Origin of the sequence: Paenibacillus wynnii, assembly GCF_030812855.1 — a bacterium.
Classification (GTDB): Bacteria; Bacillota; Bacilli; order Paenibacillales; family Paenibacillaceae; genus Paenibacillus_AQ; species Paenibacillus_AQ wynnii_A.
This window is the reverse complement of record NZ_JAUSTK010000002.1, coordinates 280255-305476: the sequence shown is the minus strand read 5'-3', so window position 1 is coordinate 305476 and position 25222 is coordinate 280255. Positions and strand designations below refer to the sequence as shown.

The following is a 25222-nucleotide window of genomic DNA, read 5'->3' as shown; positions in this document are numbered from 1 at the left end:
TGAGGAATACAAAAAAAGGCCGTAAGGTTGCTTTGGAAAGGTTGACCTGACTTATATGATTAATAGTTTAAAGGAAAATAATGCTGCAGCATCAATCGTTTCTTCACGGAAGCAGAGACTGCAGCTGGCAGTGATTCTGGGCGGCATCGCAACGATAGGTCCCTTGTCTATTGATATGTACTTGCCGGCACTCCCTGCTCTGAGCACCTATTTCGGTACAACAGCGGCCTTGGTACAGCTTAGCTTGACCTTCTTTTTACTTGGATTGGCTCTCGGCCAGCTGGTGGCAGGCCCTCTCAGTGATGTATATGGACGTCGGCGGCCGCTGCTCATAGGGATGATGATCTACGCCGTTTCTTCGCTGCTTTGCGCTTTTGCCCCCTCTATCGGGCTGCTGATAACTTTGCGACTCATTCAGGGCTTGGCAGGTTCAGTAGGGGTGGTTATTTCACGGGCGGCGGTTCGGGATTTGTATTCCGGTTCTGAACTGACAAGATTCTTCTCACTCCTGATGATTGTGAACGGGCTAGGTCCTATAGTCGCCCCGGTCCTGGGTGGACAACTGCTGAGGGTGACAACATGGCAGGGTGTGTTCATAGTACTGTTTGCGGCTGGACTGCTCTTTTTTGCAACAATCCTTCTAAGATTACCGGAGACTTTGCCGAAGGAGCGACGTTCTAGAAGCGGGTTAAAGGGTACTTTGCTTACCTTCCGTTCTTTGCTGGGAAATGCTAAATTCATGGGTTACGCTTTATCGCAGGGCTTTGTCATGGCGGCTATGTTCGCTTATATCTCAGGGTCTTCATTCGTTCTGCAAAATATTTTTGGAGTCTCTCCGCAAATGTACAGCTTAATTTTCGCTATAAACGGGCTAGGCATTATTATAACCGGGCAGATAGCTGGCAGGTTGTCAGGAAGGGTGGGGGAACGCAGACTGCTGTTTGCCGGGATTCTCCTCGCTACGCTTGGTGGCTTGCTACTGTTGGCTACAGTATTGGCTGGAGGTGGACTCGTCCCTACACTAATCTGTCTGTTCGCTGTGGTCGCCAGTGTGGGGATAGTATCTGCAACCACATTCTCACTGGCGATGCAGGATCAAGGGGAAACCGCAGGCAGTGCATCGGCGCTCCTTGGATTAATACCGCTGCTGCTGGGAGGCGGCGTGGCTCCGTTAGTGGGTCTGGGCGGCGGAGAAACGGCACTTCCGATGGCTGTCGTCATTGCCTCTGCAAGTCTTTGTGCATTCATGGCTCATACTGTGCTTGTTAGGGGAGGTAAAGCCTGATATGAGTCGTAAGGATTTGGTTACTCTATTATCGCTGGCCCTCTTATGGGGTGCATCCTTCTTATTCATGCGGATAGCCTCCCCTGCCTTCGGTCCCGTCTTCACAACGGAGCTGCGTGTCAGTCTGGCTGCGCTTACCCTTATAGTCTATGCTCTTCTGCGCAAGCGTCCCATCGGGGTTCTCCGGCACTGGAAGGCCTTTCTTATTCTTGGGGGGATTAATGCCGCACTCCCCTTCACATTGATCTGTATGGCAGAGCTGCACCTGAGTGCTTCAATGGCAGCCATTCTCAATGCAACCACACCGATGTTCACGGCACTGGCTGCCTGGGGTATGGGGCAGGGAAAACCGGGATGGTCCAAGAGTATAGGTCTTGCTATTGGGCTGGGCGGTGTGGCTGTTCTGGTAGGATGGAGCCCGGTCCCGATGGAGGGTAAAGTTCTGTACTCCGTATTTCTATCTTTAGGAGCCGCATTATCTTACGGTTTCGGCGGTTTATATGCTTCCCATGCCGGAAAAGGAATAGAGCCGCTGACGCTTGCCATCGGGCAGCAGCTTGGAGCAAGTCTGGTCCTGCTTCCGCTGGCCATTATTTATGCACCGCGCCACCTGCCGCCGGCTTCTGCCGTTTATTCGGTAATCGGCTTGTCTTTTCTTTGTACTTCTGTGGCCTATTTAATGTATTTCCGACTGATTCGTAACATAGGTGCTGTGAAGACAGTGACGGTTACGTTTCTTGTACCGATCTTTGGCATCCTGTGGGGAGTGCTCTTCCTGAAGGAATCCCTTTATTTGAACACCGTCATCGGGCTGGTTATTATTCTGCTTAGTGTAACTTTAGTCAATCGTAAGTCTCGCGAGTCTAGCCAGTCCCGTGAGTCCCGTGAGTCCCGTGAGTCCCGTGAGTCCCGTGAGTCCAAAACCTTATCCAGCTAGTTCCTAATGTGCATCCATAACCTATCTTCAGCAAACTTTCAGTGGGGCTTAACGTTTCCAGTGTATGAAAGGATTATCTAACACGTCATCGTCTTCTAACGATACACGTTAATTAGAGAAGCAAAAGGCGAAGCTTGAGGCAGATTTGGAGAAGCTTGCGTCTAGTAAAGAGGACGATAAGACAAAGGAAACTAAGCAGAAGCAAATCGAACAGCAAATCAAGACTATAGAAGCACAAATTGCCCGGGAGAGTAACCGTTCAGCCTCTACGGCAAACAGCGATGCAGCAGCATCTCCGGCAAAACCGCCGACTAACGATAATATTCTTAGGGTTGCCAACGCTAATGACATCGCTACCGCGACAACGAACAGCGAGGGAAGATTTGATATTCGAATTTGACGCTGGTTACAGGGCTCATCGGAAACGGGAATATGAACATGAGGGCACCCTAGTGGTGTCCTCAGGCTGTCGAGAAAGTCTTGACAGCTATCTTTATCTTTATGTCTAGGTCATTTAATGCGACACCGCATTAATGTTATATAATACAGGTAACTATTTTATAGAACGGATGTGATGGTGCTCTGTGTGCTACGGACTGCATAGCCGCTATTTAAGTCTAAAAGGCTATGCGAAACTAGACGATTAGGAACTTTTACGGACTCCAGTGACACTATTGAGCTGTTTCCCTTTGAAAAGAGGCTGTTATTGAATGAATAACGTCTCCTGAGTCCGCATGATCTTTCGCATATCCTCTGAGACTTAAATAGCAGTAATTTGGTGGAATCCCCCATGTGAGGGCGATTCAATTGCACTTTTACCTTTCATTTGGTGAAATGCCCCATGCGAGGGCGATTCAATTGCACTTTTACCTTTCATTTGGTGGAATCCCCTATGCGAGGGCAATTCAATTGCACTTTTACCTTTCATTTGGTGGAATCCCCTATGCGAGGGCGATTCAATTGCACTTTTACCTTTCATTTGGTGAAATGCCCCATGCGAGGGCGATTCAATTGCACTTTTACCTTTCATTTGGTGAAATGCCCTATGCGAGGGCGATTCAATTGCACTTTTACCTTTCATTTGGTGAAATGCCCCATGCGAGGGCGATTCAATTGCACTTTTACCTTTCATTTGGTGAAATGCCCTATGCGAGGGCGATTCAATTGCACTTTGTTTCCTGACGCCTGAGCCTTAAGTTAATATCATAAGATCATCTTATATAGTTTCTAGAATTCCTTGGGCTTACTTGCGTGGAAGCGCTTTTTTGGTTACTCTGTAGAGAGTTTGTGAGACAGAATAATCAGGAGGCGGAAGCATGAATTACCGGCAGTTGGGTAACACGGAACTTTCAATCAGTGAGGTCAGCTTCGGGACATGGGGCATTGGCGGCGATTGGGGAGGCTCAAGCGACAGTGATGCTTTAAAAGGGTTAGAAAAGGCGATAGATAGCGGCGTCAACTTTTTCGATACGGCCGATGTATACGGTTCTGGACATGCGGAGCAGCTGCTAGCTAAAGCTACGAAAGGCAAAGAGGACACCGTGCACATTGCCACCAAGTTTTGCCGTGCCGGTGATATTCATGATCTACGGACTTATTCTGAGGATGCGGTTAGACAATATTGCGAGCAGAGTCTGAAGCGTCTGGAGCGGGAGGCCATAGACCTCTATCAAATCCACTGCGCGCCGATGGAGATTCTGAAGGACGGACGGGTATTTGAGACGTTGGATAAGCTGAAGTCCGAGGGAAAAATACGCCATTACGGTGTAAGTGTAGAGACGGTGGAGGAAGGCTTGCTCTGCCTGAATGTTCCGGGAGTCCAAGCGCTGCAGGTCATTTTCAACCTGTTCCGCCAAAAGCCTGCTGAGGAGCTTCTGCCCCAAGCCAAGGCAGCGGGTGTCGGGATATTAGTAAGACTGCCGTTAGCCAGCGGTCTTCTAACCGGGAAGTTCTCGAAGGCTACGGCTTTTGCCGCCAATGACCACCGTAACTTCAATGCAAACGGAGAACACTTCAATGTAGGGGAGACGTTTGCAGGTTTGCCTTTTGAGAAGGGTGTCGAGCTTGCGGAGGAATTGAAGTGGATTGCTGAAGGGCGGGGAGATATGGCTAGAGCCTCCATGCGTTGGCTTCTTGATTTTCCGGAGGTGTCCTGTATCATTCCAGGGTTCAAAAATGTAGCTCAGGTAGAGAACAATCTAGGCGCTATAGAAGTTCCTGTCTTTAGTGACGCTGAAAAGGCTTCTCTTCGGGAGTTTTATAACCAACGGGTTGCCGCACACATCAGAGGCCCTTACTAATTTCATTTTCATATTTAAAATCACAGAATAGCCGTCAAGGTTGCAGCGTACTGCGCCGTGGCGGCTGTTTGAATCACGTATGTTAAAGGGAGTGTATTGAAATGGGAAGCTCGGTCATTGAAATTATTGAGAAACGCAAGTCCGTAAGGGCGTATGAATCAACACCTATTGGCCCTGAAGTCTACAATGCGGTTATGGATTATTTGGGACAAGAGGAGAATCTGACGGGACCCTTCGGAGGGAAAGTAAATATCGAATGGATCTGGGCTAAAGGAGATAACGGAGGGAAAGGAATCAAGCTTGGGGCGTACGGCTTAATTCAGAATCCGCAGGCTTATTTGGTTGGACGGATCAAAAATGAGAAAAAGGCGCTGGTAGAGTTCGGTTATGTGTTTCATAAGCTCATCTTGTTTGTAACCGGATTAAACTTGGGTACCTGCTGGGTAGGTGGAACGTTTAACCGTAACTCATTTGCGCGTGAGGTTCACATGGAACAGGATGAAATAATCCCTTGTATCACCCCTGTCGGCTATGCTCGGGAGAAGCAGCGGTTTCTCGATACTACTTTGCGTTATGTAGTTAAAGCCGATAACAAGAAGCCGTGGGAAGAGCTGTATTACGATTCTAACTTTGAGACCAAATTGGCTCGAGAAGAGGCGGATGCCTTGCTAACCCCGCTGGAAATGGTTAGATTAGGGCCTTCTGCCTCTAACAAGCAGCCTTGGAGATTGGTGCTATCCGAGGATCGGAAATCCGTGCATTTTTACCTGATACATACTCCTAATTATAGTGGTAATAAGTTAGGGTTCGAGATGCAGCGAATCGATATCGGTATTGCTGTCTGTAATTTTCATTTAGTCTGCAAAGAGTTGGGGACCCAAGGCTCTTGGGTGATGATAGACCCGCAATTGAAGGTCAAAGACCAACACACCGAGTATATTGCCAGTTGGATGATGGTCTAGGAAGTTAACCGGGAGAGCGGGGCTACGAGAGGAGCCATAGCCCTGCTGCTGTCAGCAGAATAAACATTAATGCCAACGTATCGCTGCGGCGCCAGACTAGGACAAACCAGGGTGTTCGTTCCTTGGTCGGATCGTAGCCGCGCGATTCGATGGCCGTTGCAAGCTCGTCACCCATACTGATGACTAGAATGAGCAGCGGTACGATCAGCAGTGACATTTGTCTGGGTGTCCAATATTTCAATTGGTTTTTCCGTCGTCCGCGTGATCTCAGTGCCAGCTGCAGCTGGACTATTTTGCGGAGAATCCAGGGCACGAACTGCAGGGTAATCGAGACGGCCAAAGACCAGTTACGAGTGCGGATTCCCAGCCTTTTCAGAGGAGCAATCGCCCACTCCAACGCTTCACGCAGCGGTGCCTCGGTAGTGGTCTCAGTAAACAGAAAGCCTAGCGCTATCATCAGTATAACCCGCAGAATACTTAATCCTCCCTGAATGATTCCTGAATAGGCTATACCAAGAGGTCCAAGCTGCCAATCCGCATGATGCAAGGATATAGAAGACAGCACCCATAAGAACAGGAACATGATTAGAAAAGGCCGAAAGAATACGACCGTTCTCCTCCAAGAGATATCGGCAGACCAAACTAGCACAGCTATTAATCCTGTAGTAAACAGCAGAGGGCCAGGGGAATTCATTCCCAGTATAATAAGAGTCCATAATACCATCCCCAGCCATTTCACTCGGGGGTCAAGAGCTTGCCAACGAGCCCTTCGTTTGGAAATAGGGCTGCTGTCCGGACTTGCAGACGGAAGAATATTGTATGCTTTATGAGCGGTCAACGCCTCTTCAGAATCCAGATTTATAGCAGGCCGAACGTGGGTGCCATCCGCAGGAACAGGATAGGGCTGAGCACTAAGCTCCTTAAGGAGGCTTTCATGGCTGCTGGGTATATTTGGCAAACGCCCTTGCAGTTTAAGCTTTCTGCCTATCCGGGCATATGCAGGTGCTTCCAGACCGGCTGCATTTAGCTCGTCGGGTTCGTCGATCAGCGGAGCGACAGCGCCTTGGTAATGTACGGAACCCTGACACATCACAACTACCTTATCTGCGATCGGGAAGAAGCTGTCCAAGTCATGCGTACCAATGACAATTGTCAGTCCGCTTCTCAGCAATTCCTGTATAGTTTGCAGGAAACCACGGACTGCTGGAGGATCGAGACCGGCTGTAGGCTCATCGAGAACAAGTAGATCAGGAGTGATGGCGATTGCTCCGGCAATACAGAGCCTCCGCTTCTCTCCCCCGCTTAATAAAAAGGGGGAACGCTGACTGTACAGTTCATAGGGGAGTCCAACCTTATCCATTGCATATTGGATGAGCTGCGGTCTAAGGGGCTTCGACACTTCGCGTTGTTCTAAGCCGTACTCGATATCCTTATGAGCGCTGCTGGCAAACAGCTGCGTTTCCGGCTGCTGGAACACCATGGACACTGCTGACTTGTCGTCCTTAATGGAGGAGCTTATGCTGCCGGAATTAGGCTCATCCAATCTGGATATTAAGCGCAGCAGGGTGGACTTGCCGCTGCCGGTAACTCCGCAGATTAAGGTCAGCCGCCCCTCAGGTATTTGAATGTTAATATCATGCAGCACCTGTTTTTTATCATAAGAATAAGTAATATCTTCTAATTTGATTGTCATAGGATACCCTCAAGATCACTTTCTGTTAGCGGCAAATTCTCCTTAGCCCACCCCTGGGATTGCAGCAAACGGCCAATGCCCAGAACAGGGGGAAGGTCCCAGCCCAGCTTATCGGGAAGAGGTGAAGCATAGAATAAGGACCGCGGGTCTCCATCATAAATAATCTTTCCTTCCTCCATAACCGCAATTCGCGGGCTTTCGGACAGTTCCTCCATTCGCTGCGTAACCCATACTACCGTTGTACCCTGCTTCCATAGATCACGTGCAAGGGAGAATATCTCTTGGCGTCCGATCGGGTCAAGCATCGACGTAACCTCGTCGAATATTATCATCTCCGCATCCAGTGCCAGACAGCTCGCAACGGCAAGGCGCTGCCGTTCTCCGCCGGATAGAGTTGAAACGTCGTCTCCTGCTTTTTGAGCTAAACCTACTTTGCCTAGAAGAACCTCGATTCGGTCTTGCATCTCTGTCTGAGGTATTCCCCGATTCTCCAGCCCAAAAGCAATGTCTTCAGCAGGTGTGGACCCGATGGTTTGCGATTCCGGGTTCTGGAAGACTAGCTGAATGCGCTCCTTCACGGTCTTCCGATTTATAGGAGAACGCAAATCAAGACCTGCAGCGGTTAGACTTCCCGCGGAGGGCATTAGCAAGCCGTTGAAGGTACGTATTAATGATGATTTACCGCAACCGTTAGCACCAGTAAGCGCAAGCCATTCACCTCGTTCAATATGTAAATGGATTCCTTGCAGAACAGGCAGACTGAGCTGTCCATCCTGGAATATTAAAGATAGATTATGTGCTTGGATCATCCTCTTGCCTGCTTCCTCTGGAACTGTAATTCTCATTTGTTTTTGATTATAACAAAGATTTTAAGATTGATGTATTGAAATAGGGATGATATAGTGATCCTCGAAAGAAACGGCTTCGCTCTTTTTCTATTTTAGAAAACTGGAGGTATTTCTCAATCATGAAGGAATGGTCTATTCGAGGTTTGGTTTTTAGCGCTTTATTTGCCGGAGTTATGATATCTTTGAGCTTTATGAAAATTTCACTGCCTTTTTCGACTGTGCCTATAACGCTTCAAACTTTGGCGGTTATGCTGGCTGGATCTGTTTTGGGAGCCCGTTATGGAACGCTTGCAGTACTTATTGTTATCGGATTATGTGCAGCCGGGTTTCCGGTAATGGGTGGTAAAGGCGGCGTGTCCGTGCTGACTGGCTTTACAGCTGGATATATTTGGTCTTGGCCGTTCGCTGCCTTTCTGATTGGCTGGTTTGCGGAGCGTATGAGTCAGACTAAATATACAGTCCTTAAGCTGATTGTAGTCAATTTTGTGTTCGGTTCATTACTCGTATATCCTGGTGGGGTGAGCTGGCTGGCCTATACTGCCCACATAGATTCATTATCGGGTGCGTTGGTTGCGGGCATGTGGCCTTTCTTGCCAGGAGACTTGACCAAGGCAGTCATCGTTTCAGGAGTTGTAGCTGCAGTCTGGAAGGTATACCCGATCGAACGGATTCTGAATGTAAAATCGAGCACCTGGCAGGCGAATGAGAAGTCGATTCCGGGCCGTTTGTAGAATTATATAGTTTACAAAAGCCCTAATGAATTCAAAAGCCTCCCGGATGCTATAAGCAGAAAGGAGGCTTTTTTATGCTAAATCACTTCTTCGATGGGGAAGGGTGCTCATCCTCAGTATCTTCGGGTGGATCAAGGATGGCCCATACGGAAACACTGCCGCCATTCACCTTAAAGGTTGCCCAACCGTCCTCTCCAATGGTTATGGACTCCCCTCGGTTCTTTGTGAAATCAACCCAGGCTTCACCCGCCCGATGTTCCCCTACGAACATCCGCTTCTCACCATCATCACCGTTGGAGATCACGACCGCACAGCCGGTGCCCTCGAACTCCTCGACTCCACGGCGAACCCAGCCAATAGTGTTAGGATGGTCGAAATAATCCTCCTGCTCACCGTATGCTTTTTGATAGCGGACATAGAGCAGGGGATCAATAGCTGTCTTCTTGCTGTCCACCGGTGAGGGGCCGCCGATCCCGTAATAGTCTCCATAGAATACGACAGGGTAGCCGTCCCGGCGAAGCAGGATCAGGGCATAGGCGCTTTGCTTGAACCAGTCCCCGACCCACGATTCCAGCGCCTCGTGAGGCTGCGAGTCATGATTGTCTACGAAAGTTACGGCATTGGTGGGATGCGTCTGGACAAGGGTATCCTCGAATATTTTGGTCAGATCAAAGTCTCTACCTCCTAGCGAAGCGGAATGGAACTTGTAATGGAGGGAGACATCGAATAGATCGATCTGATAATCTACGGTATTCAGAAATTCCCGGCAGGCATTTAAATCTGAATTCCAGAACTCCCCAACAATATAGAAATCCTCGCCGCGCTTTTTGGTCATCTCTGCTGCGAATTCTTTGATGAACTCATGATTGATATGCTTAATGGCATCCAATCGATAGCCGCTGCATTGGAGTGTATCCACCAGCCATTTTCCCCATTCCAGCATTTCTCTATGAACGTCTGGATGGCTGTAGTCAATATTGGCGAACATCAGATAATCATAGTTACCGAACTCATTATCCACATTTTGATTCCAGCTTTTGTTCTCCCCTACAATTCGGAAGACGCCGCTGCGGTTCTCTTTCGCATCAAAGTCGGTGCCGTTGAAATGATTAAAGTCCCATTTAAAGGTGGAATATTCATCTCCCCGGCCCGGGAAGGTGAACTTGGTCCAGCCCTCAATCTCGAAAGGCTTCGAGATTTCCTCCATCCGATTATGGGGATCAACCTCAATGACCTGGAAGGTTTCCGTTTCATCCGCCCCTGCCTTATGATTCATAACAAGATCGACATAGACGGCAATGCTGTTCTTTTGGCACTCAGCTATGGCTTCAACCAGATCCTGCTTGGTCCCGTATTTTGTACGGGTGGTTCCCTTTTGATCAAATTCCCCAAGATCGTACAGATCATAAACGCCATATCCGGTATCTTCTGCGGAGACCGCTTTTGTAACGGGCGGTATCCATACCGCATCAATGCCCACTGCCTTGAGGTCCGGTGCCAGCTCACTGAGATGTTTCCAATGATTTCCGTCAGCGATAACATGCCACTCAAAAAACTGTATCATCGTATGGTTACGTTTCATCTCTTACATCCCCTTCAATGCACTTTATATGTAGAATTCCTATCTCTAGAATAAGTCCAACTGGCGCGGGGCTAATCCCTGTTCCTCAGAGCCCAGCATAGCTTGAAGCTCTTTCGCATTATCAGTAGCATCGCCGCCTGAATTATTGTTAAACACTGTATATACAACTTTCGAAGATTTCTCTAGCTGAAGCAGGTGATTCCGCCACTCTTCGAGCTCTTCGGTGCTGTAACGGTACAAATAACGGAGATTGCGCCAATCCGGATGCTGGCTCTGATTCCAACCTCCCACATTCCGCCCGTGCATACGGACTAAGGTCATTTCTGGTGAGGTGGCCACAGGAACTATGGGAACCGATCCAGAACCAGCTTGAGGCTCATCTACAACTGTATGAATCCAGCCTTCCCGTTCCATAAGAAGAAGCGTCTTATCTCGATATTCGGGACTATACCAGCTGCTATTGCGGAATTCCAGCGCGCAAGGGACGTCCAGCATCAATTCTTTGGTCTCATGTAAAATATCAATGTTCTGCCGGGTACAATCGAACCAAGGAGGGAATTGGAACAAAGTCATCGCCAGCTTCCCGCCGCCGATAACTGGATGAATGGAATGATGGAAGGCTTGGAACATCTCCTCTTTGGTGTCGTAATAGTTTTTTTTGCCGCGCAGATGCCCTGTCATTCCTTGATAAGCCTTAACAATAAAGTGGAAGCCGTCCGGAGTTTGTTCCACCCATTTAGTATAGTTTTTAACAGGCTGTACTGCATAAAATGAGCTGTCGATTTCTACAATCGAGAAATGGCCGCTGTATGTGGGCAGCCGGAGGGCTGGTTTGATTTTGCCGTACAGCTCCTCATGATCCCCGAATCCAGCTAGGCCGATCTTAATCATGCTCCTGCCTCCTTCTCCAGTATGCGAATATAATCTAACTTTAGTGTTGGCTATTCCTTATTAAACGAAAAAGGTAGTATCAAAAACAGAGAGTGTTGATTAAAATCTCGAATTCATGCAACATTAAGATAATACAACTTCATTTAGAAGCTTTTAGTTCAAACCGTTCAGAAGCCGATTTCATTAAGCCCAGTTTGACAACGAAGGAGGGCTACCCATGGATCATAAGTTTCAGCAACTAAGTAAGAATGTAATCATTATGCACGCGGAGCATGACACGGACCGTCCTATTTTGGCAGCGGTGCTAGGTGGCAGACGCACCCTTCTGATGGATGCGGGCAATTCACCAGCTCACGCAGAACTTTTCCGGGAAGAGTTGTCCAAAAGAGGTTATAGGCAGCCTGATATTCTAGCTCTAACCCATTGGCACTGGGATCATACCTTCGGCATGTCCGCCTGGAATCTGCCGGCAGTAGCCCATGCAGAGACCGCCAACGCTCTAGCTTCTTTGGCAGGGTTGGACTGGTCAGAGGCTTGTCTCGAGCAGCTGGTAACGGAGGGAACGATAAGTAAGGAAAGTGCTGCTGATATACGTAAGGAATACGGGGAAGAGCGGACCATCACGCTGCTGGGGCCGGACATTATTTTTAAGGACCGAATTACCCTTGATCTTGGCGGGATCACTTGTGAACTGGTCCATGTAGGCGGGGATCATTCGGAGGACTCCTGCTTCCTATATGTGAAAGAAGATCGTATCTTATTTCTCGGAGATGCCCTCGGCCCCTCGGTTTATGGAGGACCGCGAAAATACAGCAGCACCGGCTTCTTAAGACTGCTCCGCCTGGCGTATAGCTATGGGGCAGAATGGTATGTGGAATCCCACGGTATACCCATGAATGGGGAGGAGTTTCGCAAGGATTTATCCTCTTGGGAACGAATGGCCCGTATAGTGGATGTTTTCGGACATGACCGTGAACGGGTAGTTCTGGAAATGAAGACTTTTCTGAAGATTGACGAGCTGCCGGAGGATTTGCTTCAGGGACTTGAATATTTCATGGCCGGGACAAAATAGTTAAAATAGAGGGTTCACATTGTAGTCATGTACTATATGTAGAATCCTTTATTTCATAGGAAAATTCAGAAAAAAGAGGCGAGGTCTATATTAATGCATGAACCTAATAAGATTTACAATACAGCAGTAGAAGCAACCTTGGAGGTAATTGGGGGGAAGTGGAAACCTGTTATTCTCTTTCATTTAACATTTGGCAAGAAACGTAACCATGAGTTTAGAAGCTTAATACCGGCAATTACTCAAAAAATGTTAACGCAGCATCTTCGGGAGCTTGAAGAGGAAGGAGTCATTGTGCGTATTTCTTATAATCAGGTACCCCCAAAAGTCGAGTATGAATTGACAGACTACGGTTGGAGTTTAAAGGATATCTTACATTTAATGTGTAGGTGGGGGGATTCGCATATAGAAAGAAAGTACGAGGGAAAAGCAATTGTTCTGGCTAATAAAAGTTAAGAAGCCGACCTTATACTCAGGGTCGGCTTTTCTTTATCCTTCATTAATTCACGGGATGACTTTGCGTCGTCGGAAGTCATCGAAGATGTTCATAAACATCGCTTCAGTATCAATGTATTCATGAAAGCCTAAGCGCCGGGCCTTAGTCCCATCGGCAAAGAAGTCGTAATTCCAAGAAAATACGAAATCGCCGAATGGCCAAGAGGAAACGTCTTTATAGGAATGCCGAGAAAGCCCATGCTTCTCAATCATTTGGTTCCAAAGTTGCTCCTTGTCCGACATAACAATGTCCAGTGACATTTGCAGCGGTGGAGCCGTCTCCAAACCAAAGTAGTGGGCGATCTTCGGCCATAATTCGTTCCAGCGGAACAGATCGCCGTTCGTGATATTGAATGCCTGATTGGCACACCGCTTTTCAGTCGCCGCCCATACTGTTGCTTTCGCAAGTAGCCCAGCATCTGTCATCTCCAAGAGACTGTCATAAGCGCCCGGTTTACCTGGAAACCTCAGCGGAAGTCCAAGTTCCTTCGAAATTGAGGCATAGATAGCAATAACCATTGCCAGGTTCATAGGATTTCCAAGCGAAAAGCCGCAAACTACAGAAGGACGAAGTGCCGACCAAGTCCAGGACTTACCTTTTTGCCGTCGTTCTAAGAAATCTTGCTGGTCAACATTGAACTCCGGCGGCATATGGTTGGCATCTGTCTCACGAGCCGGAGTTTTGAAAGGTCCGAGATGAGCGCCGTATACCTTGTATCCTTGCATCAAACTAATATGCTTCAAACCCGAAGCGATGGGTTCAATCGCTTCTACGATATTCACTAGCATAGCTAGATTTGGTGGAACAAGTTCAGCCCAAGTTGGACGGTCTTGATAGGCGGCATAGAAAATGTGTGTTACCTCAGTTAAACCGCTTAACTTCTTGCGGGTGTCATCTATATCGAGTAGATCCGCAGTCACATACCTAATACGGCCGTTAGATTCTCCGCCGCGACGCGATACGCCGATGATGTCCCAATCGGGGAGCGTAAGGAGATGATCAATTAGGTTGCGGCCGATAACACCATTTGCGCCTGCGACTAAGGCCACTTTGGGTGATATTTGGGATTCAATATTCATAGTGTCTCAGCTCCTTTTGTACTCTTGTGCTTTGTCCACTGTTATTGTGCATCAAGGAACCACACATGAGAAGTACGCACTTTGAAGTGCAGTAGGCACTTTTTTGTAACCCATTTGATGGTCCCTGTTCAATAAGGTAACGGTAGTCTAGGATTTAATTATCTTCGAAAAACACCCCGTTTCAGAGCGGCTTAGCCGAGAAACGGGGTGTTTTCTATTGTATTAAGTGAAATAAATGTACTTTGTGCAACTAAAACTCCCTAATTCGCCGGATGCAACTCTTTAGATGCACTTTGTACACTTATTTCTCCACTATTCGGCTGAAAAGTGGATTCGGCTGGGATTTAGATGTATGGAGTACAACTAAATTGCGGGTTATGCCCTTCATGTATTAAATAAATGCATAAAATACAACTAAAATTACACCAAGGTAAATTCATTAGTTCCCACGCGCTGCCACTTTTCTTCGATTGATCAACCTCTCCAGCCCCACGAAATGTAAGACCATAATCAGGCTTGAAGGGGCGATGAACGGCATCCCCAAATATTCTACGTTTAACCAAAGATTGATTTCCTGCAGAGAATTGCCGGATAGCTCAAGTGCAAAATCGAAGGTGTATATGGCTGAAGTGCAAGCGTTAGCAATGAAGGGTTTTACGCCCGCAAAATCGGTTTCCTTATAATAAGCGAGGATGGCGAGCAGGGCGTTCAGCACTCCGGAAATAGCAACGATCACAACTCTACCTCGCACATTTCAAAAGAGGGATTAGTGGTTATTACGGCGGAATCCTGAATAAAGTTAACCTCTTCTTTATCAGCAGAAACACATTATTTTAATAATCAAAAATGTCGCTATGGACAAAATGACGAAAAATAGCCGGAGGTATTTTACTCTTTGTCTAGTGTGAGTGTGAGGTTCAATGTGTAATATGTTAGTTAAAGCTACACAACAATGTAACTGTACTTAAATTTACAGGAAATATGTTATTAAATATGACATTAAAATATATAATCAGGAATGGGAGGGATAGGAATGTCAACAATACTGACAGAAATTCCTGAGATTAAGTTAGAGAACATTGAAATGAGGTATCAAACAGAATCGGCGGATGTTTTGGCGCTTCATAAGGTTAGTCTTGATATTGCTAAGGGGGAGTTCGTTTCTCTACTGGGGCCTTCCGGCTGCGGAAAAACAACACTGCTGAGACTAATGGCTGATCTCATTGAGCCTACTGGCGGTAATATAACTGTCGCTGGCAAAAGTGCCAGAGAAGCAAGGCTCGCCCAGAAATATGGCATCGTTTTTCAAAGCCCTGTGCTCTATGACTGGAGGAAGGTTAAAGACAATATTACGCTGCCTCTTGAATTGATGGGGACGAAGAAATCGGTACGTGAGGATAAGGCGCTGGAACTGCTGGAATTGGTAGGTTTACAGGGCTTTGCAGATAAATACCCATGGCAGCTCAGCGGGGGGATGCAGCAGCGTGTGGCAATCGCCAGAGCTTTGTCGATGGAACCGGAAATTCTGCTAATGGATGAACCGTTCTCGGCCCTGGATGAATTTACACGCGAACGCTTGAATGAAGAGTTGTTATCAGTCTGGAGTAAGGTTCAAAACACTATTGTATTTGTTACACACAGTATTCCTGAATCCATTTTTCTGTCCGATCGGGTGTTCGTGTTATCTCCACATCCGGGACGGCTATCCTCTGTTGTAGATATTCCTCTGCCTCGTCCGCGCACCGCCGAAATGAGAAACAGCCCGCAGTTTTTTGAGCTGATCGCCCGTATTCGCGATAGTTTCGAAGGGGTGTAGTTATGAAAGGAAACGGCCTGTTAATGCGGAGCCGCCTGCTCCCTCTTTTTGTATGGATATTCGGATTTCTGCTCTTGTGGGAAGTTGGTTCCTGGCTGTTACTGAATGTAGCGGAGACGCCGCTTGCGCAGTCCAAGTTGCCTTACGTGCATGAAGTTATGGGAACTTTATGGCAGTATAAAGGCACTCTTTTCAAAGAAGGTGGAGCGACTTTCGGCAGTGCGGGTGTCGGGTTTCTCCTGGGTGCTTCTGCCGGGATTGTGTTGGCGATATTGATGAGTATTTCGAAAATCGTTGAGAAGCTGACCTTTCCATATGCTATTGCTTCACAAATGATTCCTATTCTGGGCCTCGCTCCAATTATCTACGGAATTGTACGGGATGATCAAATCTCACGCATTATTATCTCGGGTTACATTACCTTCTTCCCCGTTTCACTTAATATGCTGCGCGGCTTGCGCAGTGTGGATCTATCGGCACTTGAGTTAATGCATTCCTATGCGGCTAAACCGTGGGCGGTGTACTGGAAGCTCCGTTTGCCGGCAGCTCTCCCCGGATTGTTCAGCGGACTTAAAATTGCTGCTCCGCTTGCGGTAACGGGTGCGATTCTGGTTGAACTTATGGGAGCCCAGCACGGGATCGGTGTTATCATGCTGCGCAATCTTTACTACGGCCCATCTCATACTTATATGTTCTGGTCTACGGTTATCGTTGGTGCTTTGCTCGGGATCGTGAGTTATTGGTTAATGAGTCTGGTCGAGCGTGCAGTAGCGCCTTGGCAGCCGGAGTTCCGCCCGAAAGGAGGTAGCCGCTAATGGATAGAAGCTCAGTACAGGAGGCGGCGTATATCCCCTCTCCCGGAAATGACGGAGTTCGTCGTTCGGCAGCAGCAGAGAAGAAAAGCTCTGGCTTACAACCTGAAGTTGAGGTGAAGTCCAAAAAGAGCGGGAAACCCGGAGGGTGGAAAAGATGGCTGAATGCCGGGGTGATTTTACCCTTGTTGGCAGGAGTTGTTTTCCTTACGCTGTGGGAGCAGCAGTTCTTTCACTCTATATTTGATCTGAAAAAATATCAGTTGCCCTTGCCGTCAGCCATTGCGCAGTCCATGAGAGAAAATTTCAGTCTGTTGTTATCTTATACCGGATATACACTGGCTGAGGCGGTTCTCGGGATGTTAGCGGGCTCCGCTATCGGATTCTTGATTGCCTTAACAGCAACGGCTTGGCCTCGATGGGGAGGTGGCAGTCTGACGATGGTAGCTGCCCTAAATGCCGTACCAATCGTGGCGCTTGCCCCCATTATGAACCTTTGGTTCGGAGATGGTATCGGTTCGCGGGTTGCGATTGTAACGGCAACTACAATGGCGGCAATGGCCATTAATGCCTACAAGGGCATGGCGGCAATCGATCCGCTGGCGCTCGATCTTATGCATTCCTATGCGGCGGGCAAGCCAGCTGTATTCCGCTATCTAAGGATTCAAAACAGCCTGCCGTATGTATTCACTGCGCTTAAGATCAATGCTACAGCCAGTATGATCGGAGCCATTGTCGGGGAGTTTTTCTTTTCCTCCAGAGGACTTGGGTATCTGCTCTCCAACTCTATCAAGGTAGCTAAAATGCCGCTTGGCTGGTCCTGTATCGTATTGGCTGCGGTGGCCGGCGTGTTATTTTACCTGGTTGTTGAAAGATTGGAGAAGATGTTTATCAAATGGCATCCGTCAGCCAGATCCTGATCCTGGAATTTACTTCAATACATCCGGCCTCAAGTGTTAGGGACGAAGAAGTCCTGCTTAAGCCGTTTGCATATAGAGCACCGCGATAGTAACCATACTGTGCATTCTGATTTGTGAGAGACTAAAAATTACGGTAGGGGGAGTTCAATTGATGAATGTGAAGAATCGGAAGTTTCGTGGTGTGTTGTTGTTGGCGGTTTTGATGCTCGTGATGACTGTGGTGGCAGGCTGTGGAGGGAATAGCAATGCCGCTCCATCTGCGGAACCGAATGCTGCGGCTAATGCTACAACTGAACCGGCTGCTGAGGCGACGACTGAGCCCGCTGCTGAGCCTGTTACCGTTAAGTTGCAGCTGAAGTGGGTACCGCAGGCACAATTTGCCGGATACTTTGTGGCTCAAGATAAAGGCTACTACGCTGAAGAAGGTCTTAAAGTAGAAATCCTGCCGGGAGGCCCTGATATCGTACCTGAACAACAAGTAGCAGGCGGTTCCGCAGATATTGGCGTGGATTGGGTGGCGAGCTTGCTGACCAGTCAGGAGCAGGAAATGCCGCTGGTGCAAATTGCTCAGATTTTCCAAAAGAGCGGACTTGTGTTGGTCTCCAAAAAGGATGCAGGCATCAGTGCTCCTGCGGATCTGAAAGGAAAAAAAGTAGGCAATTGGATGGGTGGCAATGAATTCGAAATCTTGGCCCTTTTTGATAAATATAAGCTCGATCCCAATAAGGATCTGAATTTCACGAAGCAAGGCTTTACCATGGATCAGTTCCTGGGTGGGGAAATTGATGCCGCCTCGGCAATGACTTATAACGAATATCAGGTTGCGTTGGAATCAGGAATCCCTGCTGCAGATTTGAGTGTCATTGATATGAATGATGAGGGTGTAGCGATGCTTGAGGATAACCTGTTCGCGAACAAAGAATGGCTGGCAGAGAATAAAGAAACAGCGGCTAAATTCGTCCGTGCATCCTTAAAAGGCTGGAAAGATGCTATCGCCGATCCTGCTGCTGCAGTAGATAGTGTGATGAAGCTGGCGGAAGCCGGCAGTACAACGAAGGAACATCAGTTAACCATGATGAATGAAGTCGCCAAGCTGATCCTTCCGGAAGGTTTTGATCCTGCCAAGATGGGTTATACCGATGCTGCGGCTTTCCAGCAAACTGCAGATATTGCCCTTAAATTCGGTGTGATCAAAACAGCTTCCAAAGTAGACGAAGCTTATACCAATGAGATTGTTGAGATGGCTAGCAAGTAAGCGATAAGCACAGCATATTTATCAATGGATGGCCGTCATTTTGGCGGTCATCTCCTTATAATCGGTGACTAGTTAACAGCAGATAGAGAAGAGAGGTGCAAGGAATGTCTCTACTGATTACAAATGCAGTTCGGGTTAAGAACTATGTGAATGGAGATTGGGTGGAGTCATCCTCCGGTCGGGATGAGGAAGTCATCAATCCGGCGACTGGGGAGGTCATAGCCTACGTGCCTATCTCAGGTCGGGAGGAGTTGGATGCGGCGGTCGAGGCTGCGTCAGCGGCTTTTCAATCCTGGAAAAAGGTTGCTGTGCCTCGGCGGGCGCGCTATTTCTTCCAATACCAGCAGCTGTTGGTGGAACACTGGAATGAGCTGGCGGAGCTAATTACGCTGGAGAATGGCAAAAGTCTCGAGGAGGCCTACGGGGAGGTACAGCGTGGGATTGAGTGTGTAGAGTTTGCTGCAGGTATTCCGACCTTGATGATGGGCAGTCAGCTGCCGGATATCGCAACAGGTGTAGAGTCGGGCATGTACCGCTACCCTCTGGGTGTAATCGGCGGGATTGCTCCGTTTAATTTCCCCATGATGGTGCCCTGCTGGATGTTTCCGCTGGCGATCGCCTGTGGCAACACCTTTGTGCTAAAGCCTTCTGAACGTACACCGCTGCTGGTAAACCGTCTCGGGGAGCTATTCACCCAAGCAGGATTTCCTCCGGGTGTGCTGAACATTGTGCATGGTGCGCATGAGGTCGTGAATGGCTTGCTGGAGCATGAGGAAGTTAAAGCGATCTCTTTCGTGGGCTCGCAGCCTGTGGCGGAGTATGTGTATAAGACTGGAACCTCCCATGGCAAACGTGTTCAAGCTCTGGCCGGAGCCAAAAATCATTCTATCGTGCTTCCGGATGCAGACCTCGAGAATGCCGTAAAAAATATTACTTCGGCAGCCTTCGGCTCCGCAGGTGAACGCTGTATGGCTTGTTCCGTTGTGGTGGTCCATGAAGATATCGCTGATGAATTGGTGGGCCGTCTGAAAAGGGCTGCGGATGAGCTCAAAATCGGAAATGGTATGGAGAAAGGTGTGTTCCTCGGCCCGGTGATCCGTCAGGCTAATAAGGATAAAACTGTGGCGTACATTGAGGCGGGTGAACGTGAGAATGCCAAGCTGGTGCGGGACGGCAGGGCAGATGCTGCTGTGAGCGGTGCTGGGTATTTTATTGGACCCACTATTTTTGATCATGTGAAGCCGGGTATGGTGATTTGGAAGGATGAGATATTTGCGCCGGTGTTAGCGGTCATTCGCGCCAAAGATCTAGGTGAAGCGATAGCTGTAACGAATCAATCACCGTTTGCGAACGGGGCTTGCATTTATACGGACAGCGCCAAGGCGATCCGTGAGTTCCGTGAAGAGATAGATGCGGGGATGCTGGGTGTGAATCTGGGTGTTCCTGCTCCCATGGCGTTCTTTCCTTTCTCGGGCTACAAGAAATCGTTCTATGGAGATTTGCATGCTAACGGCCGGGATGGCGTTGAATTTTATACTCGTAAAAAAATGATCACTGCACGTTATTAATCAATTCATATTAACCAATGTGGAGTTTGAGAGGAGAGAACGCTATGCAAAGCTTGGGGACGGAAAGTGAGCTGGCAATTAAGAAGGATCAGAAGTATTTATGGCATAATATCACCCCTTACAGTGAAGCCAACCCGCCAATGATCGCAACTTCGGCTAGCGGTTCATGGGTCACGGATATTCACGGGAATAAATATTTGGACGGTATGTCCGGTTTATGGTGCGTGAATGTGGGTTATGGCCGTAAAGAGCTGGCGGAGGCTGCTTATAACCAACTGCTAAGCCTGCCTTATTTTCCGCTGACGCAAAGCCATTTGCCAGCTATAGCTCTGGCAGAGAAGCTAAACGACTGGCTCGGAGATGATTATGTAATCTTTTTCTCGAACAGTGGATCGGAAGCGAATGAAGCAGCCTTCAAAATGGCCCGTCAATACCAGCAGCAGATCGGCCAGCATTACCGCCATAAGTTTATCGCCCGTTACCGCGGTTATCACGGTAATTCGATGGGGGCCTTGGCGGCAACCGGGCAGGCGCAGCGGAAGTACAAGTACGAACCACTCGGCGGAGGATTTCTGCATGTGGCACCGCCGGACAGCTACCGCCGTCCTGCCGGACAAACGGTAGAAGAGTTCAATCTGCAGTGTGCGCAAGCCATTGAGGATACGATTGTTTGGGAAGGTGTGGAGACTGTCGCGGCTGTGATTATGGAGCCAGTGATTACAGGGGGCGGAGTGATTGTGCCGCATCAAGTCTATATGGACCGGGTGCAGGAGATCTGCCGCAAGCATGGCGTGCTGCTTATTATTGATGAAGTGATTTGCGGTTTTGGGCGCTCCGGACGTAAATTCGGCCATCACAACTTCAATATTAAGCCTGACATCGTGACGATGGCAAAAGGGCTGACCAGTGCCTATCTCCCTCTGTCGGCAACAGCTGTACGTAAGGATATCTATGAAGTCTTCAAGGATAACAGTGATGACTATGGTTACTTCCGCCACGTTAACACCTTTGGGGGCAACCCGGCGGCTTGTGCATTGGCTTTGCGGAATCTAGAGATCCTTGAACAGGAGAGTCTTATCGAACGAGCGGACATATTGGGTGCTAGATTAAATCAAGAGTTCTCAGAACTGCTGGATCATAAGCTGGTGGGCGACATCCGCAGCTTTGGATTAGTTACAGGTATTGAGCTTGTTGAAGATAAAGTTACTAAGAAACCGTTGCATCTGGATACGGTAAAAGGAATTATAGCCAAGTGCAAAGCCAAAGGGCTTATTATCGGTAAAAACGGCGATACCGTAGCAGGATTTAATAATGTGCTAACCTTTGCTCCGCCGCTATCCTCAACTGACGAGGATATACAGTTTATTGTGGATACCTTTAAATCTGTAATGAGCGAGAGCTAGGCAGGGCGAACTTTTCCGGATAAAGAAGTTGGTAAGCTCGCAACGCCACCTGAATCGATATTCGATTCTCCGGTAACATAAAGTCTTCGCCGAGCAGTTCGGTGATTTTATCTAAACGGTAATAGAGTGATTGTCTGACAATGAACAAATTCCGTGCTGCAATCTGCTTGGAGCCGTCGTGGTCCAGATAGACACGGAGGGTCAGCATCAGCTCACTGCCCTTGGTCTGATCGTGGTCGATCAGGGGCCCGAGATAGCTGCGTATGAAGGCTTGAAGTGTTTTGCCGTCATTCAAGCTGAGCAGAAGCTGGAACACGCCGAGCTCTTCATAGAACAGTAATGACTTTTGGTAACAAGGGTATAGAGACAATGCTTGAACGGCTTCCTGATAACCGGCGTACGCATGTTTAAGCCCGGTATGGGGTTTGCCGACACCTATTATGAGCTGCAGGTCCTTTAGCTTCTCATCGGATCGGATGTGCTGTAAGGAATCGAGTGCCTGCTGCAGTCTGGGCTTGCCTGGAAGCTTGGATTGGATATCAAGAGCGATGACGGTCAGGCGGTTATTTTTGAGCGTGATAAGTGGACGCAGGGAATATTTCTCGAAGATGGATCTTAGGATGAGCGACAGGTGGAAGGTGATGGATTCCCAATCATTTTCGGAGCTGTTCCATTTCACATCCCGGGGATTCTCAATCTCGATCAGGCATACGCGGTACGGGAACTCGTTCATCACATTGAAGTCTGGTCCGACCAGGCCTTTAAGTCGCTTATCGTCTTCTATGCGGCCGTTGATCAGCTCATCAACCCATAGATTCTCCGAAAAAAGCTTACGCTCCTCCATATAACGCGTGCGAAGCAGCTCCTGAGCGATAGACAGCGATGCGGAGTCCAAAAGCAGGCAGTCGAACTCCTGTGGTTTGTGGGTACAGACCATCATGAGATATGCCCACGTCTGATCGAGAGCTCCAACAGGCTTAATCATCATGGTTTTGTTGCCATATTCACGTATATAAGGGGCCGCATCAGGCTGGCTGCCTTCCACCTCTTCGCCGAAGGCTGCGAAGAAACGAAGTAAAGGGGCTTGATCCTCGGGGGAAAGTGCCGGGAAGAACAGGGGTTTGCCTTGCAGCTGCATATAGACAATTTGTGTGCGGGTGCTTTTGGATAAGAGTTGAAGGACTTTGATTGCCCCTTGCGAGGTTAAGGTTAACCGGTGAAATTCACGCGAGATACTCTCCAACTCCTGAAGCATCCGGTGATGGCGGTTGATAATGAGGGAATGCAGATCCATTGTAATATCTACAAAGCGAACGGTGCGGGTGAAGATGATCAGCGGGAAGTCATGCTTATCGGCCAACTCGACTAACTCCCGCGGAACAGAGCTGAAGTAACTACCGATTTCAATGCAAAGACAGGCGGCATTTTTGTGAATTAGATTCTCCATAAACGCCAGTGAAGAAGGCACATCGACACCTATGCCAATACCCGTAGTCAAAATCATTTCCTCGCCATGAATCAGACTCTCGAAGCTGGCGCTTTCGAGTACATGCACCCAACGAATGGACCGATTAAGGCCGCTTTTTCCTCCGATCACCTCCGCTTCTGCGAACAGTGGTCTTTTTAGTGCATCACGAATCGTAAATACAAGCTCCCAATCCATAGCTGTTCCCCCTCACCTAATCGATAATCGTAAAAAATACACTTTTGAAATTAGACAATGTGTCTAATGTAACGAAAATAGGAATTGATTATAGTTTGTATATAATATGTTAGGATATATAACTTAACTCGGCAGAAGTTAGGGGAGTTCTGGTGATTTGTTTCTATTTTACTATAAAAAACACTTGTGGTAAGCAGAAAATTAAGGCAACTATCGTAATAATGTTATATTATATAACACATATATGCTGCGGGGAAGAGAATATGAGCTGTAACCTCGTAAGCACGCTGGGGAATTTTCCTCGAATCGACTGAAAGGCCTATGCTTCGGCATAGAAATAACCTAATACCAGATGGAGGGATAGCTGATGGGACATGATGCTCCGTTAACCACATTTACACCGGATATGTTTATGCGTAATTTCGCTGAGGCTGAGCCGGGACTGACCCGTAAAGGCGCCATTGATGAATCTAACCGCTGTCTCTATTGTTATGATGCTCCCTGCATTAAAGCCTGTCCGACCAGCATTAATATTCCTTCATTTATTAAAAGAATAGCCACGGATAACCTCAAAGGCTCAGCTCACACCATTATGGACTCTAATCCGGTAGGAGCCAGTTGCGCCCGCGTCTGCCCTACAGAGGAACTGTGTGAAGGGGCTTGTGTGCTGAATGATACCTCCGAAACGATAAAAATCGGCTTGCTCCAGCGTTATGCAACAGATTGGGCGATCCAAGCGCGAGTTCAATTATTTACAGCCGGTGAATCTAACGGCAAAAAAGTTGCTATAGTGGGCGGTGGCCCGGCCGGATTATCCGCAGCCCGCGAGCTGGCCCGTAAGGGATTTTCCGTTGTGATCTATGAGGCAAAGCCGTTGGCTGGAGGTCTGGATACACACGGAATCGTATCCTTCCGGTTGCCGCAGTCCGTATCCCTCTGGGAAGTAGATCAGGTAGAGAAGCTGGGCGTGGAAATACGTACAGGCGTAAAGGTCGGCGTAGATGTTTCGGTAGAAGAGCTTAAATCCGGCTACGATGCCATCGTACTGGCTGCCGGAATGGGCTATGTGCCCCCAATAGGAATCGAAGGCGAGCGATTATCAGGTGTATATGACGCTATCCAATTGGTGGAGAGCACCAAGTCGGGCGTTCCAACGCTGGAACTGATGGGCCAACGTGTGGCTGTCATCGGCGCAGGCAATACAGCCATTGATGGAGCAACGTGCTCCGTACGGCTTGGAGCGTCGAATGTGAAGATGGTCTACCGCCGAACTCGCGAGGAAATGACCGCCTATGATTTCGAATATGAATTCGCCAAGCAAGAAGGCGTAGAATTCAGCTGGTTAACCCTTCCGAAGCGAATCGTTGGCGATGAGCTTGGGAATGTCACTGGTCTTGAATGTGTGCAGATGAAGCTGACAGGTGAATTAGGCAAGGACGGACGGCTTGTCCCAATGCCAATCGAAGGCTCTGAATTTATAATGCCGGTAGATGCCGTAGTAGTTGCAATCGGTCAAAAGCGTCGAACTGACCTGATCGATGCCTTCGGCCTGCGGCATGAGTGGGGTGTTGTCGAAATTGATGAGACAACATACCGCACCTCTGACCCGCAAATCTATGCTGCCGGGGATATTGTCTTCGGTTCCGGTAAAGGCGAAGCCATGGTCGTATCCGCCGCCCAACAAGGCAAGGATGCCGCCTACGCCATCATCCAACAGTTCCTCCCCCAACAGACGAGCGTGATTGGCTCGGTAGTGTAGAAGGACTTAAAGATTTCTAATGATGAAGAGGTTGGAGTAACGAAGGGGAATTTTGGAACTGGAGGAGCGTATGCGTCCGCCTTTGTCTCCGGATTTCATCCGCAATCAGCGGTATAATCCAAGAAATCTGGAGACAACAGCGGCCGGAAGTCC

General features: G+C 48.4%; 22 protein-coding genes and 1 pseudogene. 16 read left to right on the top strand and 7 right to left on the bottom strand.

What is annotated here, in order from left to right; all coding sequences use genetic code 11:
- Nucleotides 1-55 precede the first annotated feature (55 nt).
- The 6 genes and pseudogenes from J2T20_RS03300 (at nucleotide 56) to J2T20_RS03275 (ending at nucleotide 5484) form a co-directional block, all read left to right on the top strand.
- A complete protein-coding gene (locus J2T20_RS03300) occupies nucleotides 56-1285 on the top strand; it encodes a multidrug effflux MFS transporter (RefSeq protein ID WP_307585535.1) in 1230 nt (409 codons plus the stop codon).
- A gap of 1 nt (nucleotide 1286) precedes the next feature.
- Entirely contained in the window at nucleotides 1287-2222 is a 936-nt protein-coding gene (locus J2T20_RS03295; protein WP_307585533.1) for a DMT family transporter, read from the top strand.
- 124 nt (nucleotides 2223-2346) lie between these two features.
- Nucleotides 2347-2622 (top strand): annotated as a pseudogene (locus J2T20_RS03290) (FlxA-like family protein); the annotation flags it as partial.
- A gap of 392 nt (nucleotides 2623-3014) precedes the next feature.
- On the top strand, nucleotides 3015-3404 hold the full coding sequence (locus tag J2T20_RS03285) for a hypothetical protein (RefSeq protein ID WP_307585531.1): 390 nt from the start codon (nucleotides 3015-3017) through the stop codon (nucleotides 3402-3404).
- 134 nt (nucleotides 3405-3538) lie between these two features.
- Complete coding sequence (locus J2T20_RS03280) at nucleotides 3539-4522, top strand: aldo/keto reductase (RefSeq protein WP_307585529.1); 984 nt, start codon at nucleotides 3539-3541, stop codon at nucleotides 4520-4522.
- A 101-nt stretch (nucleotides 4523-4623) separates the two neighbouring features.
- On the top strand, nucleotides 4624-5484 hold the full coding sequence (locus tag J2T20_RS03275; RefSeq protein WP_307585527.1) for a nitroreductase family protein: 861 nt from the start codon (nucleotides 4624-4626) through the stop codon (nucleotides 5482-5484).
- Nucleotides 5485-5506: 22 nt separating this feature from the next.
- Here the strand turns inward: J2T20_RS03275 and J2T20_RS03270 are convergent, their stop codons facing one another.
- The gene (locus J2T20_RS03270; protein ID WP_307585525.1) at nucleotides 5507-7177 is read right to left on the bottom strand and encodes an ATP-binding cassette domain-containing protein; all 1671 of its coding nucleotides are present in this window, start codon (nucleotides 7175-7177) and stop codon (nucleotides 5507-5509) included.
- The gene (locus J2T20_RS03265) at nucleotides 7174-7986 is read right to left on the bottom strand and encodes an ATP-binding cassette domain-containing protein (protein WP_307585523.1); all 813 of its coding nucleotides are present in this window, start codon (nucleotides 7984-7986) and stop codon (nucleotides 7174-7176) included. Before J2T20_RS03265 ends, J2T20_RS03270 begins: the two co-directional genes overlap by 4 nt.
- A gap of 158 nt (nucleotides 7987-8144) precedes the next feature.
- Here J2T20_RS03265 and J2T20_RS03260 point away from each other — a divergent pair, with 158 nt between their 5' ends.
- Nucleotides 8145-8756, top strand: a complete 612-nt coding sequence (locus tag J2T20_RS03260; RefSeq protein WP_307585521.1) for a biotin transporter BioY — start codon at nucleotides 8145-8147, stop codon at nucleotides 8754-8756.
- Between the two features lie 82 nt (nucleotides 8757-8838).
- Here J2T20_RS03260 and J2T20_RS03255 read toward each other — a convergent pair whose 3' ends face one another.
- Nucleotides 8839-10338 (bottom strand): alpha-amylase, encoded by a 1500-nt coding sequence (locus tag J2T20_RS03255; RefSeq protein WP_307585519.1) that lies wholly within the window; start codon nucleotides 10336-10338, stop codon nucleotides 8839-8841.
- Between the two features lie 45 nt (nucleotides 10339-10383).
- A complete protein-coding gene (locus tag J2T20_RS03250) occupies nucleotides 10384-11229 on the bottom strand; it encodes a DUF72 domain-containing protein (protein ID WP_307585517.1) in 846 nt (281 codons plus the stop codon).
- A 217-nt stretch (nucleotides 11230-11446) separates the two neighbouring features.
- Here J2T20_RS03250 and J2T20_RS03245 point away from each other — a divergent pair, with 217 nt between their 5' ends.
- Nucleotides 11447-12301, top strand: coding sequence for an MBL fold metallo-hydrolase (locus J2T20_RS03245; RefSeq protein WP_307585515.1), 855 nt, complete (start codon nucleotides 11447-11449; stop codon nucleotides 12299-12301).
- Nucleotides 12302-12394: 93 nt separating this feature from the next.
- Nucleotides 12395-12754: a winged helix-turn-helix transcriptional regulator gene (locus J2T20_RS03240; RefSeq protein ID WP_307585513.1), complete on the top strand. Its 360-nt coding sequence runs from the start codon at nucleotides 12395-12397 to the stop codon at nucleotides 12752-12754.
- A gap of 48 nt (nucleotides 12755-12802) precedes the next feature.
- Here J2T20_RS03240 and J2T20_RS03235 read toward each other — a convergent pair whose 3' ends face one another.
- On the bottom strand, nucleotides 12803-13873 hold the full coding sequence (locus J2T20_RS03235; RefSeq protein ID WP_307585511.1) for an SDR family oxidoreductase: 1071 nt from the start codon (nucleotides 13871-13873) through the stop codon (nucleotides 12803-12805).
- 439 nt (nucleotides 13874-14312) lie between these two features.
- Nucleotides 14313-14609: a histidine kinase N-terminal 7TM domain-containing protein gene (locus J2T20_RS03230; protein WP_307585510.1), complete on the bottom strand. Its 297-nt coding sequence runs from the start codon at nucleotides 14607-14609 to the stop codon at nucleotides 14313-14315.
- Between the two features lie 297 nt (nucleotides 14610-14906).
- On the opposite strand from J2T20_RS03230, the gene J2T20_RS03225 reads away from it, so the two are divergent.
- The 6 genes from J2T20_RS03225 (at nucleotide 14907) to J2T20_RS03200 (ending at nucleotide 21647) form a co-directional block, all read left to right on the top strand.
- Nucleotides 14907-15689, top strand: a complete 783-nt coding sequence (locus tag J2T20_RS03225; RefSeq protein ID WP_307585508.1) for an ABC transporter ATP-binding protein — start codon at nucleotides 14907-14909, stop codon at nucleotides 15687-15689.
- Between the two features lie 2 nt (nucleotides 15690-15691).
- Nucleotides 15692-16504, top strand: coding sequence for an ABC transporter permease (locus J2T20_RS03220; protein WP_307585507.1), 813 nt, complete (start codon nucleotides 15692-15694; stop codon nucleotides 16502-16504).
- On the top strand, nucleotides 16504-17421 hold the full coding sequence (locus tag J2T20_RS03215) for an ABC transporter permease (RefSeq protein ID WP_307585505.1): 918 nt from the start codon (nucleotides 16504-16506) through the stop codon (nucleotides 17419-17421). The genes J2T20_RS03220 and J2T20_RS03215 overlap by 1 nt, the downstream gene beginning before the upstream one ends.
- 151 nt (nucleotides 17422-17572) lie before the next feature.
- A complete protein-coding gene (locus tag J2T20_RS03210) occupies nucleotides 17573-18676 on the top strand; it encodes an ABC transporter substrate-binding protein (RefSeq protein WP_307585503.1) in 1104 nt (367 codons plus the stop codon).
- A gap of 104 nt (nucleotides 18677-18780) precedes the next feature.
- Complete coding sequence (locus J2T20_RS03205; RefSeq protein ID WP_307585501.1) at nucleotides 18781-20244, top strand: CoA-acylating methylmalonate-semialdehyde dehydrogenase; 1464 nt, start codon at nucleotides 18781-18783, stop codon at nucleotides 20242-20244.
- Between the two features lie 44 nt (nucleotides 20245-20288).
- On the top strand, nucleotides 20289-21647 hold the full coding sequence (locus tag J2T20_RS03200; RefSeq protein WP_307585499.1) for an aspartate aminotransferase family protein: 1359 nt from the start codon (nucleotides 20289-20291) through the stop codon (nucleotides 21645-21647).
- Here the strand turns inward: J2T20_RS03200 and J2T20_RS03195 are convergent.
- Complete coding sequence (locus J2T20_RS03195; RefSeq protein ID WP_307585497.1) at nucleotides 21622-23310, bottom strand: PucR family transcriptional regulator; 1689 nt, start codon at nucleotides 23308-23310, stop codon at nucleotides 21622-21624. The genes J2T20_RS03200 and J2T20_RS03195 overlap by 26 nt on opposite strands.
- 367 nt (nucleotides 23311-23677) lie before the next feature.
- On the opposite strand from J2T20_RS03195, the gene J2T20_RS03190 reads away from it, so the two are divergent.
- A complete protein-coding gene (locus J2T20_RS03190) occupies nucleotides 23678-25069 on the top strand; it encodes an NAD(P)-dependent oxidoreductase (RefSeq protein ID WP_307585495.1) in 1392 nt (463 codons plus the stop codon).
- Nucleotides 25070-25222 lie beyond the last annotated feature (153 nt).

Bases quoted from the DNA above. Each gene is read 5' to 3' on its own strand.
- J2T20_RS03300 (WP_307585535.1), top strand. From the start codon at position 56: ATGATTAATAGTTTAAAGGAAAATAATGCTGCAGCATCAATCGTTTCT.
- J2T20_RS03295 (WP_307585533.1), top strand. From the start codon at position 1,287: ATGAGTCGTAAGGATTTGGTTACTCTATTATCGCTGGCCCTCTTATGG.
- J2T20_RS03280 (WP_307585529.1), top strand. From the start codon at position 3,539: ATGAATTACCGGCAGTTGGGTAACACGGAACTTTCAATCAGTGAGGTC.
- J2T20_RS03275 (WP_307585527.1), top strand. From the start codon at position 4,624: ATGGGAAGCTCGGTCATTGAAATTATTGAGAAACGCAAGTCCGTAAGG.
- J2T20_RS03270 (WP_307585525.1), bottom strand. From the start codon at position 7,177: ATGACAATCAAATTAGAAGATATTACTTATTCTTATGATAAAAAACAG.
- J2T20_RS03265 (WP_307585523.1), bottom strand. From the start codon at position 7,986: ATGATCCAAGCACATAATCTATCTTTAATATTCCAGGATGGACAGCTC.
- J2T20_RS03260 (WP_307585521.1), top strand. From the start codon at position 8,145: ATGAAGGAATGGTCTATTCGAGGTTTGGTTTTTAGCGCTTTATTTGCC.
- J2T20_RS03255 (WP_307585519.1), bottom strand. From the start codon at position 10,338: ATGAAACGTAACCATACGATGATACAGTTTTTTGAGTGGCATGTTATC.
- J2T20_RS03250 (WP_307585517.1), bottom strand. From the start codon at position 11,229: ATGATTAAGATCGGCCTAGCTGGATTCGGGGATCATGAGGAGCTGTAC.
- J2T20_RS03245 (WP_307585515.1), top strand. From the start codon at position 11,447: ATGGATCATAAGTTTCAGCAACTAAGTAAGAATGTAATCATTATGCAC.
- J2T20_RS03240 (WP_307585513.1), top strand. From the start codon at position 12,395: ATGCATGAACCTAATAAGATTTACAATACAGCAGTAGAAGCAACCTTG.
- J2T20_RS03235 (WP_307585511.1), bottom strand. From the start codon at position 13,873: ATGAATATTGAATCCCAAATATCACCCAAAGTGGCCTTAGTCGCAGGC.
- J2T20_RS03225 (WP_307585508.1), top strand. From the start codon at position 14,907: ATGTCAACAATACTGACAGAAATTCCTGAGATTAAGTTAGAGAACATT.
- J2T20_RS03220 (WP_307585507.1), top strand. From the start codon at position 15,692: ATGAAAGGAAACGGCCTGTTAATGCGGAGCCGCCTGCTCCCTCTTTTT.
- J2T20_RS03215 (WP_307585505.1), top strand. From the start codon at position 16,504: ATGGATAGAAGCTCAGTACAGGAGGCGGCGTATATCCCCTCTCCCGGA.
- J2T20_RS03210 (WP_307585503.1), top strand. From the start codon at position 17,573: ATGAATGTGAAGAATCGGAAGTTTCGTGGTGTGTTGTTGTTGGCGGTT.
- J2T20_RS03205 (WP_307585501.1), top strand. From the start codon at position 18,781: ATGTCTCTACTGATTACAAATGCAGTTCGGGTTAAGAACTATGTGAAT.
- J2T20_RS03200 (WP_307585499.1), top strand. From the start codon at position 20,289: ATGCAAAGCTTGGGGACGGAAAGTGAGCTGGCAATTAAGAAGGATCAG.
- J2T20_RS03195 (WP_307585497.1), bottom strand. From the start codon at position 23,310: ATGGATTGGGAGCTTGTATTTACGATTCGTGATGCACTAAAAAGACCA.
- J2T20_RS03190 (WP_307585495.1), top strand. From the start codon at position 23,678: ATGGGACATGATGCTCCGTTAACCACATTTACACCGGATATGTTTATG.